11 protein-coding genes are annotated in these 18,341 nt (G+C 69.4%); 1 reads left to right on the top strand and 10 read right to left on the bottom strand.

The window, feature by feature from the left end; genetic code table 11:
- Positions 1 to 52: 52 nt before the first annotated feature.
- The 6 genes from tuf to DFJ69_RS17660 all read right to left on the bottom strand — a co-directional run bounded on the left by tuf (position 53) and on the right by DFJ69_RS17660 (position 7,644).
- Positions 53 to 1,243, bottom strand: coding sequence for an elongation factor Tu (gene tuf / locus DFJ69_RS17685; RefSeq protein ID WP_116023618.1), 1,191 nt, complete (start codon positions 1,241 to 1,243; stop codon positions 53 to 55).
- Between the two features lie 108 nt (positions 1,244 to 1,351).
- The gene (gene fusA, locus DFJ69_RS17680; protein WP_116023617.1) at positions 1,352 to 3,463 is read right to left on the bottom strand and encodes an elongation factor G; all 2,112 of its coding nucleotides are present in this window, start codon (positions 3,461 to 3,463) and stop codon (positions 1,352 to 1,354) included.
- Positions 3,464 to 3,509: 46 nt separating this feature from the next.
- Positions 3,510 to 3,980, bottom strand: coding sequence for a 30S ribosomal protein S7 (rpsG, locus tag DFJ69_RS17675; protein WP_116023616.1), 471 nt, complete (start codon positions 3,978 to 3,980; stop codon positions 3,510 to 3,512).
- On the bottom strand, positions 3,980 to 4,351 hold the full coding sequence (gene rpsL / locus DFJ69_RS17670) for a 30S ribosomal protein S12 (protein WP_067832642.1): 372 nt from the start codon (positions 4,349 to 4,351) through the stop codon (positions 3,980 to 3,982). Before rpsL ends, rpsG begins: the two co-directional genes overlap by 1 nt.
- Positions 4,352 to 4,877: 526 nt before the next feature.
- Complete coding sequence (locus DFJ69_RS17665) at positions 4,878 to 6,455, bottom strand: hypothetical protein (protein ID WP_116023615.1); 1,578 nt, start codon at positions 6,453 to 6,455, stop codon at positions 4,878 to 4,880.
- A gap of 310 nt (positions 6,456 to 6,765) precedes the next feature.
- Complete coding sequence (locus tag DFJ69_RS17660; RefSeq protein ID WP_116023614.1) at positions 6,766 to 7,644, bottom strand: DUF3152 domain-containing protein; 879 nt, start codon at positions 7,642 to 7,644, stop codon at positions 6,766 to 6,768.
- A gap of 75 nt (positions 7,645 to 7,719) precedes the next feature.
- Between DFJ69_RS17660 and DFJ69_RS17655 the strand changes: the two genes are divergently transcribed.
- On the top strand, positions 7,720 to 8,478 hold the full coding sequence (locus DFJ69_RS17655; RefSeq protein ID WP_116023613.1) for a protein phosphatase 2C domain-containing protein: 759 nt from the start codon (positions 7,720 to 7,722) through the stop codon (positions 8,476 to 8,478).
- Between the two features lie 69 nt (positions 8,479 to 8,547).
- Here DFJ69_RS17655 and DFJ69_RS17650 read toward each other — a convergent pair whose 3' ends face one another.
- The 4 genes from DFJ69_RS17650 to DFJ69_RS17635 form a co-directional block, all read right to left on the bottom strand.
- Positions 8,548 to 12,426, bottom strand: a complete 3,879-nt coding sequence (locus DFJ69_RS17650) for a DNA-directed RNA polymerase subunit beta' (RefSeq protein ID WP_116023612.1) — start codon at positions 12,424 to 12,426, stop codon at positions 8,548 to 8,550.
- Positions 12,427 to 12,448: 22 nt separating this feature from the next.
- Positions 12,449 to 15,934 (bottom strand): DNA-directed RNA polymerase subunit beta, encoded by a 3,486-nt coding sequence (rpoB, locus tag DFJ69_RS17645; RefSeq protein ID WP_116023611.1) that lies wholly within the window; start codon positions 15,932 to 15,934, stop codon positions 12,449 to 12,451.
- 403 nt (positions 15,935 to 16,337) lie between these two features.
- Positions 16,338 to 17,807 (bottom strand): hypothetical protein, encoded by a 1,470-nt coding sequence (locus DFJ69_RS17640; RefSeq protein WP_116023610.1) that lies wholly within the window; start codon positions 17,805 to 17,807, stop codon positions 16,338 to 16,340.
- Positions 17,804 to 18,325: a hypothetical protein gene (locus DFJ69_RS17635; protein WP_116023609.1), complete on the bottom strand. Its 522-nt coding sequence runs from the start codon at positions 18,323 to 18,325 to the stop codon at positions 17,804 to 17,806. Before DFJ69_RS17635 ends, DFJ69_RS17640 begins: the two co-directional genes overlap by 4 nt.
- Positions 18,326 to 18,341: the final 16 nt, after the last annotated feature.

Here is an 18,341-nt window from a genome sequence, read left to right as displayed (position 1 = left end):
TGCGGCGGTCCGGCCCCTGCCGCGGAGCCGGACCGCCGCTCCGACGATCGTCTTACTTGAGGATCTTGACGACGCGACCGGCGCCGACGGTCCGACCACCCTCACGGATGGCGAACTTCAGGCCCTCTTCCATGGCGATGGGCTGGATCAGCTCAACGCGCATCTCGGTGTTGTCGCCCGGCATGACCATCTCGGTGCCCTCGGGGAGGTGCACCACGCCGGTGACGTCCGTGGTCCGGAAGTAGAACTGCGGACGGTAGTTGTTGAAGAACGGCGTGTGCCGTCCGCCCTCGTCCTTGGACAGGATGTAGACCTGCGCCTCGAACTCGGTGTGCGGGGTGTTCGTGCCCGGCTTGATGATGCACTGGCCGCGCTCGACGTCCTCGCGCTTGATGCCGCGCAGCAGCAGGCCGACGTTGTCGCCCGCCTGGCCCTGGTCGAGCAGCTTGCGGAACATCTCGACGCCGGTGACCGTGGTCTTGGTCGCGTCCTTGATGCCGATGATGTCGACTTCTTCGTTGACGTTGACCACACCGCGCTCGATGCGGCCGGTCACCACGGTGCCACGACCGGTGATCGAGAACACGTCCTCGATCGGCATCAGGAACGGCTTCTCGGTGTCGCGGACCGGCTCGGGGACGTTCTCGTCCACGGCGGCCATGAGCTCGACGATGGAGTCGGCCCACTTCTCGTCGCCCTGCAGCGCCTGGAAGGCCGAGACGCGCACCACGGGGAGGTCGTCGCCCGGGAACTCGTACTCGGACAGGAGCTCGCGGACCTCGAGCTCGACCAGCTCGAGGATCTCCTCGTCGTCGACCATGTCGCACTTGTTCAGGGCGACGACGATGTAGGGCACGCCGACCTGACGGGCCAGCAGCACGTGCTCCTTGGTCTGCGGCATCGGGCCGTCGGTCGCGGCCACCACCAGGATCGCGCCGTCCATCTGCGCGGCACCGGTGATCATGTTCTTGATGTAGTCCGCGTGACCCGGGCAGTCCACGTGCGCGTAGTGGCGCGCCTCGGTCTGGTACTCCACGTGCGCGATGGAGATCGTGATGCCGCGCTCGCGCTCTTCGGGGGCCTTGTCGATGTCCTCGAACGGCGTGAACGGGTTGATGTCCGGGTACTTGTCGTGGAGCACCTTGGTGATCGCCGCGGTAAGGGTGGTCTTACCGTGGTCGATGTGTCCGATGGTGCCGATGTTCACGTGCGGCTTCGTCCGCTCGAACTTGGCCTTCGCCACTTGGTGTCTCCTTGATGCGTCTCGGCCGCCGACGCGACCGTCTCGTTCAGTTCCGGCCCGGGGACGGAGCGGCCCGCCCCGGGCCCGGTGATCTGGCTGGACCGGGTACTACTCGCCCCGGGCCTTGGCGATGATCTCCTGCGCGACGTTGCCGGGCACCTCCGCGTAGGAGTCGAACTGCATGGTGAAAACAGCCCGGCCCTGGGTCTTGCTGCGCAGATCACCCACGTAGCCGAACATCTCCGAGAGCGGGACAACGGCCTTGACGACTCGCATGCCCGAACGCTCGTCCATGGACTGGATGTGACCGCGGCGGCTGTTGAGGTCGCCGATCACGTCGCCCATGTTGTCCTCGGGAGTGGTGACCTCCACGGCCATGACCGGCTCCAGCAGCGTGGGCGACGCCTTGCGGGCCGCCTCCTTGAACGCCATGGAACCGGCGACCTTGAAGGCCATTTCCGAGGAGTCGACCTCGTGGTAGGCGCCGTCCCGGAGGGTGATCTTGACACCCACCATCGGGTAGCCCGCCAAGATGCCGAACTCGGCGGCCTCCTGGCAGCCCGCGTCCACCGACGGGATGTACTCCCGGGGGATGCGGCCACCGGTGACCTTGTTCTCGAACTCGTAGCCGTCGTTGCCGTCGCCCAGCGGCTCCATGTCGATGATCACGCGACCGAACTGGCCCGAGCCACCCGTCTGCTTCTTGTGGGTGTACTCGACCTTCTCGACCTTCTTGGTGATCGTCTCCCGGTAGGCCACCTGCGGGCGACCGACGTTGGCCTCGACCTTGAACTCGCGCTTCATCCGGTCGACGAGGATCTCCAGGTGGAGCTCACCCATCCCCCAGATGATGGTCTGACCGGTGTCCTGGTCCGTGCGGACCTGGAAGGACGGGTCCTCCTCGGCCAGCCGCTGGATCGCGGTGCCCAGCTTCTGCTGGTCGCCCTTGGTCTTGGGCTCGATCGCGACGTTGATCACGGGGGCCGGGAAGGTCATCGACTCCAGGACCACGGGGTCCTTGTCGTCGCACAGCGTCTCGCCGGTGGTGGTCTGCTTGAGACCCATCACCGCGACGATGTCGCCGGCGCCGACGCGCTCGATCTCCTCACGCTTGTTCGCGTGCATCCGGTAGATCTTGCCGATGCGCTCCTTGCGGTCCTTGACCGAGTTGAGCACCGTCGAACCCGACTCCAGAACGCCCGAGTAGACGCGCACGAAGGTGAGCTTGCCCAGATGCGGGTCGCTCATGATCTTGAACGCCAGCGCGGAGAACGGCTCGTCCTCGCTCGGCTTGCGCACGATGGGCTTCGACTCGTCCCGCATGTCGGCGCCCTCGATGGCCTCGACGTCCAGCGGGTTCGGCAGGTAGCGGACGATCGCGTCCAGCAGGGGCTGCACGCCCTTGTTCTTGAACGCGGTGCCGCACAGCACCGGGGTGAGCGCACTGGCGATGGTCGCGCGCCGGATCGCCGGGACCAACTGCTCGATGGTGGGCTCGGTGCCCTCCAGGAACAGCTCCATGATCTCGTCGTCGGCCTCGGCGACCGTCTCGATCAGCTTGTCGTGCCACTCCTGCGCGATCTCGGCGTGGCTGTCGGGGATGTCGACCTCGTCGTACATCTCGCCCAGCTTGGCCTCGGCGTTCCACAGCAGGGCCTTCATGTTCACCAGGTCGATGACGCCCTTGAAGTCGGCCTCGGCGCCGATCGGGAGCTGCATCACCAGCGGGACCGCGTTCAGCCGATTCTCGATCATGTCGACACAGCGGTGGAACTCCGCGCCGACCCGGTCGAGCTTGTTCACGAAGCAGATCCGCGGCACGCCGTACCGGTCGGCCTGACGCCACACGGTCTCGGACTGCGGCTCCACGCCGGCGACACCGTCGAACACCGCCACCGCGCCGTCGAGCACCCGCAGGGAGCGCTCGACCTCGACGGTGAAGTCGACGTGCCCGGGGGTGTCGATGATGTTGATGGTGTGCTCGACCGAGTCGACCGGCCACCGGCAGGTCACGGCGGCGGAGGTGATGGTGATCCCCCGCTCCTGCTCCTGCTCCATGAAGTCGGTCGTGGCCGCGCCGTCGTGGACCTCGCCGATCTTGTAGCTCATGCCCGTGTAGTACAGGATGCGCTCGGTCGTCGTGGTCTTGCCCGCGTCGATATGGGCCATGATCCCGATGTTGCGGACCTTGGCCAGGTCTACACCGGTCTTGGTAGCCACAGTGCTCGCGTCCTCGCGTCGTTCGTCGTCGGTCGGTCCGCCGGGGTCACCAGCGGTAGTGGGCGAAGGCCTTGTTGGACTCCGCCATCTTGTGCGTGTCCTCGCGCTTCTTGACCGAGGCGCCGAGGCCGTTGCTCGCGTCGATGAGCTCGTTCATCAGCCGCTCGGTCATGGTCTTCTCGCGGCGGGCCCGCGAGAAGGTCACCAGCCAGCGCAGCGCCAGGGTGGTGCTGCGCGCCGGCCGAACCTCGACCGGCACCTGGTAGGTGGCGCCGCCGACCCGGCGGCTCTTGACCTCGATGGTCGGCTTGACGTTGTCCAGCGCGCGCTTGAGGGTGACGACCGGGTCGTTGCCGGTCTTCTCCCGGGCGCCCTCCAGGGCCTCGTACACGATGTGCTGGGCGATGGAGCGCTTGCCGTCCAGGAGGACCTTGTTGATCAGCGCGGTGACCAGCGGCGAGTTGTACACCGGGTCGGCGATGAGCTGGCGCTTGCCAGCGGGTCCCTTGCGCGGCATTACTTCTCCTTCTTCGCGCCGTAGCGGCTGCGCGCCTGCTTGCGGTTGCGCACGCCCTGGGTGTCGAGCGAGCCACGAATGATCTTGTATCGGACACCCGGGAGGTCCTTCACCCGGCCGCCTCGCACGAGCACGATGGAGTGCTCCTGAAGGTTGTGCCCCACACCCGGGATGTAAGCGGTGACCTCGATCCCGCTGGTCAGCCGGACACGGGCGACCTTGCGAAGCGCGGAGTTCGGCTTCTTGGGCGTCGTCGTGTAAACGCGCGTGCAGACGCCCCGGCGCTGGGGGCTGCCCTTGAGCGCCGGCGTCTTGTTCTTGGTCACCTTGTCCTGGCGGCCCTTGCGGACAAGCTGCTGGATCGTGGGCACCGCGTCTCCGTCTTCGTCATACCGAGCCGGTAAGTCTTGATCTGTCTGGCCCTCCCGGGGTGTATCCACACCTCGAAAAAGCCGTCATCACCGCCTCTGGCGAGGCTGTGACCTGCCGGTTTCCCGGCCTCTCCGACCCACGCGGTCGGGCGTGTCGCCGCGACCGTTCACAGTCAGGCGTAACGCGACCGCCACGGCCCGTAGTGGGCCGACAAGCCGGGGAGTGGATTGCGGCGCTAGGACTGGCACCAGTAGGGCCTTGCCGGCGCGCACGCACGTGTGACCCGCGAACCACGGGCACGAAGGGAAAGACTACCCACCCTGGGGGCGGAGGTCAAAGCGAGCACGCCATTACCGCGCCCGGTACGTCCGGCGCAAGCTCCGGACCGGTGTCGCCCGGCACGCCGGCCGGTGGGATCCGGCGGCGGAACGCAGAATGCCGACGGGGGTCACCCGTCGGCATTCTGTCCTGATCGTCCCCTTCGGGGGAAGTCCCCGAGGGTGGGAGTCGATGCTCGGCGAGGGGTCAGAGCAGGAAGGCCACCAGGATGACGGCGATCAGCACCACCGCGACGATGGCGCCGACGCCGATCAGCAGGCCCTTCTTGCCGCCCTTGGCCTCGGACCCGCCGCCGTACACCTGCTGGCCGTAGTGACCCTGCTGGCCCTGCTGGCCCTGCTGCGGCTGGCCGTAGCCCTGCTGCTGCCACTGCTGGGCACCCTGGCCCTGCTGAGCGGGCTGACCGGGCTGAGCGCCGTACGCCTGCTGGCCCTGGGGCTGGGCACCGTAGCCCTGCTCGCCCTGCGGCTGCGCGCCGTAGCTCTGGTCGCCCTGCGGCTGCGCGCCGTAGACCTGGTCGCCTTGGGGCTGAGCGCCGTACGCCTGCTCGCCTTGAGGCTGGGCACCGTACGCCTGCTGGCCCTGAGGCTGAGCGCCGTACGCCTGCTCGCCCTGGGGCTGGGCTCCATAAGCCTGCTCGCCTTGGGGCTGAGCGCCGTACGCCTGGTCACCCTGGGGCTGTGCGCCGTAGCCCTGGTCGCCCTGGGGTTGGGCGCCGTAGGGCTGCTGGCCGTAGGGCTGCTGCGGGTAGCCCTGCTGGCCGCCGGGCGCTCCGTAGGGCTGTTGGCCCTGGGGCTGGGCCCCGTAGGGCTGCTGGCCGTACTGCTGCGGCTGGGACTCGGCGTTCGGGTCGAACGCCTGGGTCGCCTGCGCGTCGCTGTCGGAGGCCTGGGGGGCACCGTAGGCGGGTGCGGGGGGCTCGTAGGACTGCGGCTCCTCGGGGGCCGGAGCGCCGTACTGGGCCGGGTCCGGGGGCGGCACCATCAGCGTGCGCTCGCCACCGGGCTGGCCCGGCTGACCGGGCTGTCCCGGCTGGGGCTGCTGCCAGGGCTGCTGCTGCTCGGGTCGGGCCTCGCGGCCGTACGGCTGGGCGGGCTCACCGCGATCGGGAGCCGAGGCCACCGGGATGTCGGTACCCGGCGACCACGCCACGGTGGCCTGGTCGTCGACGACCGGCGGGGCGGGCTCCGTCGCGCCCGGCCCGGGGACGATCAGCGTCCGCTCGCTGACGGGACCGGCGGCGGGGGGCTCCTCGGAGGCCGGCGGCCGGTAGGGGTCGGGCCCCTGGCCGGGCGCCCCGTACTGCTGCTCCGGCTGGGCCGGGGCGCCGTACTGCTGCTGCGGCTGCCCCCCATAGGGCTGCTGGCCGTAGGAGGGCTGCTGACCGTAGGGCTGCTGGGGCTGCTGCCCCTGGCCGTACGCCTGCGGGCCCTGGTCGTAGCCGCCCGGCTGTTGCCCGTACGCGGGCTGCTGCGGTTGCCGGGGCTGCTCCGCGCCGAGGCCGGCGATCGGCTGCTCGATCATCGTCGGCGGGGCCGGCGGCGGTGTGGGGCGTTCGGGCTCTGCCCCGCCGGGGCCCTCGGTGCCGCCGGGCGGTGGCGCGGTCGGACGCTGTGGGGCGCCGAACACCACGGTGCGGTCCCCCAGGGGGCGCACGGGCGGGGTCTGCTCGGCCTCTTCGGCCTGGTCGTTTCCGCCGTTGGTCGGGTCCTGGTCGTCAGGTGACGGCCACTGCGGTCCCTGCGTGCCGCTCTGCTCGGTCATCGTCGGGCTCCTTACAGCGCCGTACCCCGGTCGGCTCCCCCGCCCGGGCCCATTTCATGCTCCACTTCGAGGCGCACGGCGCATAACGCGGCCTCCAAGCCTTGTCCTCGCCCCATGACGCCGTCACGCCCAGGGCACTCCGGTGTCCAGCCTGCCGCGATATCCGGTCCCACCGCAAATCACCGCGCTTCACCGGTCCTCTGGTGGGACGACTTCTACCCTCCCGTGGTTCGCCTGATGCACGTACCGGTCACGGAAGGGCCACGGTTCGGGCAACCGGTGGTCGATCCGGCGTCCGTTCGGTCGATCGTCAGGGCGACGGGGGGCCGGTGACGAAGCGGCGGCGGGAGTCGTAGGGCCAGCCGTTGATCCTGCAGCCCTTCATACCGAAGATCTGCTGCATCATCACGGGGGCGAGGCCCCCATCGCGGGGGCACGTGACGTGGTTGAAGCCCAGTCGGTGGCCGACCTCGTGGTTGACGGCCAGCGCGTGATAGAGGTCCGCCCTCCCCTTGTAGTAGGGGGTCAGCAGCAGCCACCGCTTGAGGTTGATGACGACGTCCTCGCCCCCGGCGCAGTTGACCTCTCCGTCGGTGTCCAGCCCGTACTTGGCGCACAGCGTGTCGACCGTCTTGGGCGCGGCCAGGCGCACCACGAAGTCGCGGGGACCGGAGGTCACCCGTTGGAAGGCCCAGCGGCCTCCGGCGGTCCAGCCCCGGCGGTCGGAGAGGATGGCGTCCACCGAGCGGGCGAAGGAGGACGCGTGCTGGCCGATGCCGTCCTCGACCTCGACCGTGTACCGCATCAGGGTTCCGCGCCCGACCTTGTGGGACGCGCCGCTCGCACGGAGGAACCGGCCGGTGCCGCGCCTGGGGATGACGGGGGCGGCCCTGGAGGGGCGGGTGGTCGGGCCGCTCCGGGGCACGGCGCTGCGGGACGGGCGTGAGGCGTCGCCGTGCGGCGGCCCGGCCGAGGAGCCCAGCGGGGAGTCCGGCAGATAGACCCAGACGAGGGCGGTCACCGTGGCCGTTCCGACGCAGACGGCCAGGATCACGAAGAGGACCCTGGCCCGGCGTCTGCGGCGTTCGGCCCCGTCCAGGGCGTCGCCCAACCAGTCGTCGACCCCGTCCGTCCCGTCGCTGCCATGCTGTCCGGTGGAGGGGCCCGGGCTGGGCGTAGGGGTACGCATAGAGCCGACAGCATGCCAAATCGGGACGATTCGTATCGAGATCTTCGAGGAAGATCACCAGAATCCGGGGGATCCATGCCGGCCGTCCACGCCACCGAGGCCACACCCGGCCTGCCCAACGAGGACCGCGTGGTCACCGGCGACGGCTGGGCCGTGGTGATCGACGGGGCGACCGCCCGACCCGACGTGGACTCCGGCTGCGCGCACGGCCCCGCGTGGCTGGCGGACCGGTTGGCCGGCGGGCTGGCGCGGCGGCTGACCGTCGGGACCGGCGCGCCCCTCCCCGAGCTGCTGGCCGAGACCATCGAGGACGCCCGCCGCGCGCACGGAGATCGCTGCGACCTGACCAATCCCGACAGCCCCTCGGCCACCGCCGCGATCCTCCGCGCGCTGAACGGACGCCTGGACTGGCTCGTGTTGGCCGACTCCCCCGTCCTGATCGACCTGGGAGACCGCGTCGAGGCGATCGTGGACGACCGAACGTCCAGGCTGCCCTCGTACACGACACAGGCCGTACGAGAGCTGCGCAACCACCCGTCGGGCTTCTGGGTCGCCCAGACCCGGCCCGAGGCCGCCTATGAGGCCCTCACGGGCTCCGTGGACGCGTCACGGGTCCGGCGTGCGGCGGTGCTCAGCGACGGGGCCTCCCGGCTCGTGGAGCGCTTCGGCCTCCTCGACTGGCGCGGCCTCCTCGATCTCCTCGATCGGGAGGGCCCGGCCGAACTCATCCGCCGGACCCGTCTGGCCGAGGCCGCCGAGACGCCCGCCGAACGGGCGACCCGCCGAGGCAAGCCGCACGACGACGCCACCGCGGTCTTCGTACGGTTCGGCTGAGGGCGTTCCCCGGAAAAGGCGCAGGGCCCCTCCCGGGTGAACCGGAAGGGGCCCTGCGCGTCGTCACCGCTAGCGGTTGTACTGACCGAAGTCGTACTCCTCCAGGGGCACGGCCTCGCCGGAGCCCTGGCCGAAGGCGTACTCGGCGCCCTCGTCGTAGGAGCCGACGGAGTACACCGCGGCCTTGGCCTCCTCGGTGGGCTCGACCCGCACGTTGCGGTACTGGGGCATGCCCGTACCGGCCGGGATGAGCTTACCGATGATGACGTTCTCCTTGAGGCCCAGCAGCGGGTCGCTCTTGGCGTGCATGGCCGCCTCGGTGAGGACCCGGGTGGTCTCCTGGAAGGACGCCGCCGACAGCCACGACTCGGTCGCCAGGCTGGCCTTGGTGATGCCCATCAGGACCGGACGGCCCGCCGCCGGGGTGCCGCCCTCGGCCACGACGTGGCGGTTGGTCTCCTCGAAGAGGGGACGCTCCACCAGGTCGCCCGGGAGCAGGTCGGTGTCGCCCGACTCGAGGATGTTCACCCGCTTGAGCATCTGGCGGACGATGATCTCGATGTGCTTGTCGTGGATCGACACGCCCTGCGACCGGTAGACCTCCTGGACCTCCTGGACCAGGTGGAGCTGCACGGCGCGGGGGCCGAGGATGCGGAGCACCTCGTGCGGGTTCTGGGCACCCGCGATGAGCTGCTTGCCGACCTCGACGTGCGAGCCCTCGCGGACCCCGTCCTCCAGCCGCGACCGCATGGGCACCGGGTAGGCGATCTCGTCGGAGCCGTCGTCCGGAACGATGATGATCTTCCGGGTCTTCTCGGTCTCCTCGATCTTGACCCGGCCGGCCACCTCGCTGATCGGCGCCACACCCTTGGGGATGCGGGCCTCGAACAGCTCCTGGACACGCGGCAGACCGTGCGTGATGTCCGCCCCGGCGACACCGCCGGTGTGGAACGTCCGCATGGTCAACTGGGTGCCGGGCTCACCGATGGACTGGGCCGCGATGATGCCGACCGCCTCGCCGACGTCCACCAGCTTGCCGGTGGCCAGGCTGCGGCCGTAGCAGGCGGCGCACACGCCGATCTTGGACTCGCAGACCAGCGAGCTGCGGGTGCGCACCTCCTCCACACCCACCTCGACCAGCCGGGTGATCACCGAGTCCGACAGGTCGGTGCCGCCCGTGAAGATCACCGTGCCGTCGACCTCGACGTCCTCGGCGATCGTCCGGCCGACCAGGCTGGTCTCCGACGTCGGCGGCTTGACCAGCGTGCCGTCGGACAGCTTGTCGGCCACCCGGAACGGGATCGTCCGGTCGGTGCCGCAGTCGGTGTCGCGGACGATGACGTCCTGGGCGACGTCCACCAGACGACGGGTCAGGTACCCGGAGTCGGCGGTCCGCAGCGCGGTGTCGGCCAGGCCCTTACGGGCGCCGTGGGTCGAGATGAAGTACTCGACCACCGACAGGCCCTCGCGGAACGAGGACTTGATCGGCCGCGGGATGGTCTCGCCCTTGGGGTTGGAGACCAGACCGCGCATGCCGGCGATCTGCCGCACCTGCAGCGGGTTACCGCGCGCGCCGGACTGGACCATCATCCAGACCGGGTTGGTCTTCGGGAACGCCTTGGTCATGTCGTCCATGACCTCGACGGTCGCCTTGGTCCAGATCTCGATGAGCTCCTGACGGCGCTCGTCGTCGGTGATCAGACCGCGGTCGAACTCGCGCTGGACCTTGTCGGCCTGGCGCTCGTAGCCCCCGAGGATCTCCGCCTTGTTCGGCGGCGCCACCACGTCGTCGATCGCGATGGTCACGCCGGACCGGGTGGCCCAGTGGAACCCGCGGTCCTTCAGCTCGTCCAACGCCCCGGCCACGACCACCTTGGGGTAGGTCTCGGCCAGCTCGTTCACGATCGCCGAGAGCTGCTTCTTGCCCACCTCGTAGTTCACGAAGGGGAAGTCGCCCGGCAGCGTCTCGTTGAACAGGGCGCGGCCCAGCGTGGTCTCCAGCCGGACCGGCCGGCCCGGCTCGTAGCCCTCGGGCGCCGTCCAGTCGCGCGGCGGCTGCACGTCCTTGAGCCTGAGCTGCACCTTGGCCTGCAGGTCCAGCTCGCCCCGGTCGTAGGCCATCACGGCCTCGGCGATGGAGGTGAACGAACGCCCCTCGCCCTGGCCGCCCTCCTTCTCGGTGGTCAGCCAGTACAGGCCGATCACCATGTCCTGGGTGGGCATGGTGACGGGCTTGCCGTCGGAGGGCTTGAGGATGTTGTTGGTGGACAGCATCAGGATCCGGGCCTCGGCCTGCGCCTCCGCCGACAGCGGCAGGTGGACCGCCATCTGGTCGCCGTCGAAGTCGGCGTTGAAGGCGGTGCAGACCAGCGGGTGGATCTGGATGGCCTTGCCCTCCACCAACTGCGGCTCGAACGCCTGGATGCCCAGCCGGTGCAGGGTCGGCGCGCGGTTGAGCAGCACGGGGTGCTCGGTGATGACCTCTTCCAGCACGTCCCACACGACCGGGCGGGCCCGCTCGACCATCCGCTTGGCGGACTTGATGTTCTGCGCGTGGTTGAGGTCGACCAGCCGCTTCATCACGAACGGCTTGAACAGCTCCAGCGCCATCTGCTTGGGCAGACCGCACTGGTGCAGACGGAGCTGCGGGCCGACCACGATGACCGAACGGCCGGAGTAGTCGACGCGCTTGCCCAGCAGGTTCTGCCGGAACCGGCCCTGCTTGCCCTTGAGCATGTCCGACAGCGACTTCAGCGGACGGTTGCCCGGCCCGGTGACCGGGCGACCGCGGCGGCCGTTGTCGAACAGCGCGTCGACGGCCTCCTGCAGCATCCGCTTCTCGTTGTTGACGATGATCTCGGGAGCGCCCAGGTCGAGCAGCCGCTTGAGCCGGTTGTTCCGGTTGATCACACGCCGGTACAGGTCGTTCAGGTCGGACGTGGCGAACCGGCCGCCGTCGAGCTGCACCATCGGACGCAGGTCCGGCGGGATCACCGGGATGCAGTCCAGCACCATGCCCAGCGGGCTGTTGCGGGTGTTGAGGAACGCCGAGACCACCTTGAGCCGCTTGAGGGCGCGGGCCTTCTTCTGGCCCTTGCCCGTGCGGATGATCTCGCGGAGCTTCTCGGCCTCGGCGATGAGGTCGAAGTTCTCCAGCCGCGCCTGGATGGCGCGGGCGCCCATGCCGCCCTCGAAGTACTTGCCGAAGCGGTCCCGCATCTCGCGGTAGAGCATCTCGTCGCCCTCGAGGTCCTGGACCTTGAGGCTCTTGAAGCGGCTCCACACCTCGTCGAGACGGTCGATCTCGCGCTGCGCGCGGTCGCGCAACTGCTTCATCTCCCGCTCGGCCGAGTCGCGCAGCTTGCGCTTGGCGTCGGCCTTGGCCCCGGCCTCCTCCAGCTCGGCGAGGTCGGCCTCCAGCTTCTGCTGGCGACCCTCCACGTCGGCGTCGCGGCGCTGCTCGATCTGCTGGCGCTCCACGGAGATGTGGGCCTCCAGCGTGGGCAGGTCGCGGTCGCGCTTCTCGGCGTCCACCGAAGTGATCATGTACGCCGCGAAGTAGATGATCTTCTCGAGGTCCTTCGGGGCCAGGTCCAGCAGGTAACCCAGCCGCGAGGGCACGCCCTTGAAGTACCAGATGTGGGTGACCGGGGCGGCCAGCTCGATGTGGCCCATCCGCTCACGACGCACCTTGGCGCGGGTGACCTCCACGCCGCAGCGCTCGCAGATGATGCCCTTGAACCGGACCCGCTTGTACTTACCGCAGTAGCACTCCCAGTCCCGGGTCGGACCGAAGATCTTCTCGCAGAAGAGCCCGTCCTTTTCCGGCTTGAGGGTCCGGTAGTTGATCGTCTCGGGCTTCTTGACCTCGCCGTGCGACCACTGACGGATGTCGTCGGCGGTCGCCAGGCCGATCCGGAGCTCGTCGAAGAAGTTGACGTCCAGCACTGTCTATCTGTCCCCTCAGTCCTCAGACCTCTTCGACACTGCTCGGCTCACGCCGGGACAGGTCGATGCCGAGCTCCTCCGCGGCGCGGAAGACGTCCTCATCGGTGTCACGCATCTCGATGGACATGCCGTCGCTGGAGAGCACCTCGACGTTGAGGCACAGCGACTGCATCTCCTTGATCAGCACCTTGAAGGACTCCGGGATGCCCGGCTCCGGGATGTTCTCGCCCTTGACGATGGCCTCGTACACCTTCACACGGCCGAGGACGTCGTCGGACTTGATGGTGAGCAGCTCCTGCAGGGCGTAGGCGGCGCCGTACGCCTCCAGCGCCCAGACCTCCATCTCCCCGAACCGCTGGCCGCCGAACTGGGCCTTACCGCCCAGCGGCTGCTGCGTGATCATGGAGTAGGGGCCGGTCGACCGAGCGTGGATCTTGTCGTCGACCAGGTGGAGCAGCTTCAGGATGTAGATGTAGCCGACCGAGATCGGGTCCTTGAAGGGCTCGCCGGTACGGCCGTCGAAGAGCCTGGCCTTGCCGCCGGGGCCGACCATCCGCGCGCCGTCCCGGTTGGGCAGGGTGCTCTCGATCAGACCGACGATCTCCTCCTCGCGGGCGCCGTCGAACACCGGGGTCGCGGCGTTCGTCCAGGGCTCGGCCGCGTCGGCGCCGATGGCCTTGAGCTGACGCTTCCACTCCGCGTCGTCGCCCTCGACCTTCCAGCCCCGGCTGGCGACCCAGCCCAGGTGCGTCTCCAGGACCTGGCCGACGTTCATCCGGCCGGGCACGCCCAGCGGGTTGAGCACGATGTCGACCGGGGTGCCGTCCTCGAGGAACGGCATGTCCTCGACCGGCAGCACCTTGGAGATGACGCCCTTGTTGCCGTGGCGGCCGGCGAGCTTGTCCCCGTCGGTGATCTTGCGCTTCTGCGCCACGTACACCCGGACCAGCTCGTTGACGCCCGGCGGCAGCTCGTCGCCCTCGTCGCGGGAGAACACCCGGACGCCGATGACCTTGCCCTGCTCGCCGTGCGGCACCTTCAGGCTGGTGTCCCGCACCTCGCGGGCCTTCTCGCCGAAGATCGCGCGCAGCAGCCGCTCCTCGGGGGTCAGCTCGGTCTCGCCCTTCGGGGTGACCTTGCCGACCAGGATGTCGCCGGGAACGACGTCGGCGCCGATCCGGATGATGCCGCGCTCGTCGAGGTCGGCCAGCACCTCCTCGGAGACGTTCGGGATGTCCCGGGTGATCTCCTCGGGGCCCAGCTTGGTGTCGCGGGCGTCGACCTCGTGCTCCTCGATGTGGATCGAGGACAGGACGTCGTCCTGCACCAGGCGCTGGGACAGGATGATGGCGTCCTCGTAGTTGTGCCCCTCCCAGGGCATGAACGCCACCAGCAGGTTCTTGCCGAGCGCCATCTCACCCTGGTCGGTGCACGGCCCGTCGGCGATGACCCGCCCGACCTCGACCCGCTCGCCCTCGAGGACGATGGGCTTCTGGTTGAAGCAGGTGCCCTGGTTGGACCGCTTGAACTTGGCGACCCGGTAGGTGGTGCGGGTGCCGTCGTCGTTCATCACGGTGACGTAGTCGGCGGAGACCTCCTCCACCACGCCGGCCTTCTCCGCGAGGATCACGTCGCCGGCGTCGGTGGCGGCACGGTACTCCATGCCGGTGCCGACCAGCGGCGCCTCGCTGCGCAGCAGCGGCACCGACTGCCGCTGCATGTTGGAGCCCATCAGCGCGCGGTTGGCGTCGTCGTGCTCCAGGAACGGGATCATCGCGGTGGCGACCGAGGTCATCTGCCGCGGCGAGACGTCCATGTAGTCGACGTCGCGGGGCGGCAGGTACTCGATCTCGCCGCCCTTGGTGCGGACCAGCACGCGGGCCTCGGAGAACGTTCCGTCCTCGTTCAGCGGCGAGTTGGCCTGCGCCTTGACGTACCTGTCCTCCTCGTCGGCGGTCAGGTAGTCGATCTGCTCGGAGACCCGACCGTCGACGACCTTGCGGTACGGGGTCTCCACGAAGCCGAACGGGTTGACCCGGCCGTACGCCGACAGCGAGCCGATCAGGCCGATGTTCGGCCCTTCCGGCGTCTCGATCGGGCACATCCGGCCGTAGTGCGACGGGTGCACGTCACGGACCTCGAACCCGGCCCGCTCACGGGACAGACCGCCCGGCCCCAGCGCCGACAGACGGCGCTTGTGGGTCAGTCCGGCCAGCGGGTTGGTCTGGTCCATGAACTGCGACAACTGGCTGGTGCCGAAGAACTCCTTGATGGAGGCCACCACCGGCCGGATGTTGATCAGGGTCTGCGGCGTGATCGCCTCGACGTCCTGAGTGGTCATCCGCTCGCGGACGACGCGCTCCATCCGGGCCAGGCCGAGACGGACCTGGTTCTGGATGAGCTCGCCGACCGTGCGCAGTCGCCGGTTGCCGAAGTGGTCGATGTCGTCGGTCTCGATCGGGACCTGACGCCCGTTGCCGTCACCGGCCGCGGACAGCACGCCCTCGTCCTCGCCGGCGTGCAGCCGGACGAGGTACTCGATCGTGGCGACGATGTCGTCCTCGGTCAGGGTGCCCTGGTTCATGTCCAGGGACAGGCCCAGCTTCTTGTTCACCTTGTACCGGCCGACCTTGGCGAGGTCGTACCGCTTCGGGTTGAAGTAGAGGTTCTCCAGGAGGGTCTGCGCCGACTCCTTGGTCGGCGGCTCGCCCGGACGGAGCTTGCGATAGATGTCCAGCAGGGCGTCGTCCTGCCCGGAGGTGTGGTCCTTCTCCAGGGTGACGTTCATCGACTCGTAGGACCCGAAGTGCTCACGGATCCGGGCCTCGTCCCAGCCCAGCGCCTTGAGCAGCACGGTCACCGGCTGCTTGCGCTTGCGGTCGATGCGGACGCCCACGTTGTCACGCTTGTCGATCTCGAACTCGAGCCAGGCGCCACGGCTGGGGATGACCTTGCAGCCGTAGATGTCCTTGTCGCTGGCCTTGTCGAGCGAGCGGTCGAAGTAGACCCCGGGCGAGCGCACGAGCTGCGACACCACGACACGCTCGGTGCCGTTGATGATGAAGGTGCCCTTGGGGGTCATGAGCGGGAAGTCACCCATGAAGACCGTCTGGCTCTTGATCTCGCCGGTCGAGTTGTTGATGAACTCCGCCGTGACGAACATCGGGGCGGAGTAGGTCATGTCCTTGTCCTTGCACTCCTCCACGGAGTACTTGGGCGGCTCGAACCGGTGGTCCCGGAACGACAGGGACATGGTCCCGGAGAAGTCCTCGATGGGACTGATCTCCTCGAAGATCTCCTCGAGACCCGACTGCGTGGGGACGCTCCGGCCACCGGCCTGGTTAGCGGCCTCGACGCGGGACTTCCACCTCTCGTTGCCGAGCAGCCAGTCGAAGCTGTTGGTCTGCAGGGCGAGGAGGTCCGGGACTTCGAGTGGTTCCTTGATACGCGCGAAGGAAACGCGGTTCGGACCGGTTGCGGTGTTCGAGGCGTTGCGCGAGGCTGCCAAGAGTGGTCCTTCCGAGGGCTCGCGGCGGTACTGACGGCGCGCAGGCATGACGATCGCCGAGCAAGTTCCAGGGGCAGGTTCCGCGTCGCGGACCGCGCACGGTTGATTTCTTGCACGAGGATAGTCAGAGGGCAGCGCAAAGGAGCAGTGTAGCCGAGTGCCACACCGCTGACAACTCTGGCGCCGCAGTATGCATCACAGTTGCCTCGCAGCATCGCCCGTCCGGGCCCGGGAGTCAAGACCGGCCAGCGGTATTTCGCCCCCTGACCAGCAGTGAGGAAAGCCATAGTTTAGGGGGAGGGGCGGAGGCGGTTGCCCCAGACACGCCACGGCCCCGTTCCGGGCGAGTCCGGAACGGGGCCGTGGCCGTGGCGCATCGGGACGAACCCGGCGCCACCGGCGGCTACAGCACCTGGAGCCGCTCCACCAGCCAGCGATCGCCGACCTTCTTCATGGTCAACCGGAGCGCGTAGTGGTGCGGCAGCCGCTGCACGTTGTCGGTCTTGGCGGTCTCCTGGTTGAGGAACACCAGCGCCACCGCCTTGGAGCCGTCGAGCTGCTCGACACCGGTCTTGAGCGCCACCCCGCCGGTGACCGTCTGCTCCTTGCGGGCCTGGGCGGCCACCTGCTGCGACAGCCGAACGAAGTCCTCGCGGAACTTGCCGGTGGTGTGCCCGGCGGCCCGCTTCAGGTCGGAGTCCACCGTGCGGTAGTCGTAGGTGGACAGATCCTGCGCCGCCTGGGCCGCTGCGAAGGCCACCTGCTTGCGGGTCTCGTCCGAACGGTCCAGTTGCCGGTTCTCCCAGAACAGCCACCCCACCAGCCCCGCCAGCACGATCGCGACCACCAGCAGGACGACGCCGGACGTGCCCAGCCCGCCCCGCACGATGACGCGCCTGGACTCGGCAGCGGCCTCGTCGACCTCCTCCCCCAAGCCGTCGACACCCGCCTCGGGATCGACGTCCTCATCGGAGTCGACGTCCTCCGCCACGGAGACGACACCTTCCTCGGCGACGGCATCCGCCTCGGGGGCGACGTCCGCCACGGGGGCGAGGTCCGCGTCGGGGGCGAGGTCCGCCACGGAATCGACGTCCTCGCCGGAGTCGACGTCCTCCGCCACGGAGACGACACCCCCCTCGGCGACGGCATCCGCGTCGGCGTCCGCCTCCGGGGCGACGTCCGCGTCGGCGTCGAGGCCCTCCGCCACGGAGAAAACACCCGCCTCGGCGACGGCATCCGCGTCGGGGGGGACGTCCGCGTCGGAGGCGAGGGCCTCGGGGTCGAGGTCCGCGTCGGGGGCGAGGTCGGCGTCGGCGTCGGCGTCGGCGTCCGCGTCGGCGTCGGCGTCGGCGTCGGCGTCGAGATCCTCCGCCACGGAGACGACACCCGCCTCGGCGACGGCATCCGCGTCGGGGCCGTGGGCCGTCTCCGTGGCGGAGTCCTCGCGGGCGACGGGTGCCTCGGAGTCGAGGGCCGCCTCCGGGACGACGTCCGTCTCCGGGCTGAGGGCCGCCTCCTGGGTGAGGGGTACGTCGGGGCTGAGGGCGGGGGCCTCTACGGCCCGCTTGGTCGCGTCGGTCTCTTCGGCCCCATTGGCCTCAGAGATCTCGGTGGTCCCGTTGGCCTCGGTCACTCCCGGCTCGACGCCGATCGGCCGCTCGGCGGCTCCGGTCGTCTCCGTGGCCTCCGGGGGGCCGTCCTCGCTCTGGGCGGGCTCGTCCGTCTCGGCGGCCTCGGCTTCGGCGGCCTGAAGGGCGGCCATGGCCTCCTCGGCCGCCAGGCGGGCCTGCTCGGCGAGCTCCTCGGCGCGTCGGGCGGCCTCGCGGGCCTTGCGGGCCCGGTCGGTGGGGAGGGTGTCACGGTCCCGGCTCATGCGACCAGCCTCATGTTGGAGACGAGCCAGCGCCCGCCGGTCTCGGTGAGGTCGAAGCGCCAGCGCTGATAGCGGGGTTGGCCTTGCTTGACCTCCGGACTGGTGGCCAACGCGGTGATCGAGACGATCACCTCGGCGGAGTCGCCGTCCATCGACACGACGCCGGCCCGGACGTCCTGCACGGTGCTGACGGTGCGGGTGCGCTGGGCGGTCTGGGCGATGTCCTTGGACATCGTTCCCCACTGGTCCCTCGCCTCGCCGGTGAGGCCGCCCTGGACCTGGGCGAGGCTCTTCTGGACGTTGCGATGATCGATGCTCAGGAGGTTGACGGCCGTCTGGCGGGCGGACCGCATGGCCTCGACCCGTTCGTCCTCCGCCTGGTTCGCACGCCACCAGGACACGCCGAGCAGCACCGTGAACACGGTGAGCACCGCGACGGCGACGCTCAGCAGCCCGGTCACCACCGGGATGTGCACGGTGCGCGCCGTGTCCCGGCGGGACGATGGCCTGATCTTCACGCGGTGGATTCCTCCT

Origin of the sequence: Thermomonospora umbrina, from assembly GCF_003386555.1 — a bacterium.
GTDB lineage: Bacteria > Actinomycetota > Actinomycetes > Streptosporangiales > Streptosporangiaceae > Thermomonospora > Thermomonospora umbrina.
The sequence above is the reverse complement of the archived record's forward strand: the minus strand, read 5'-3'. Positions and strand labels throughout refer to the sequence as shown.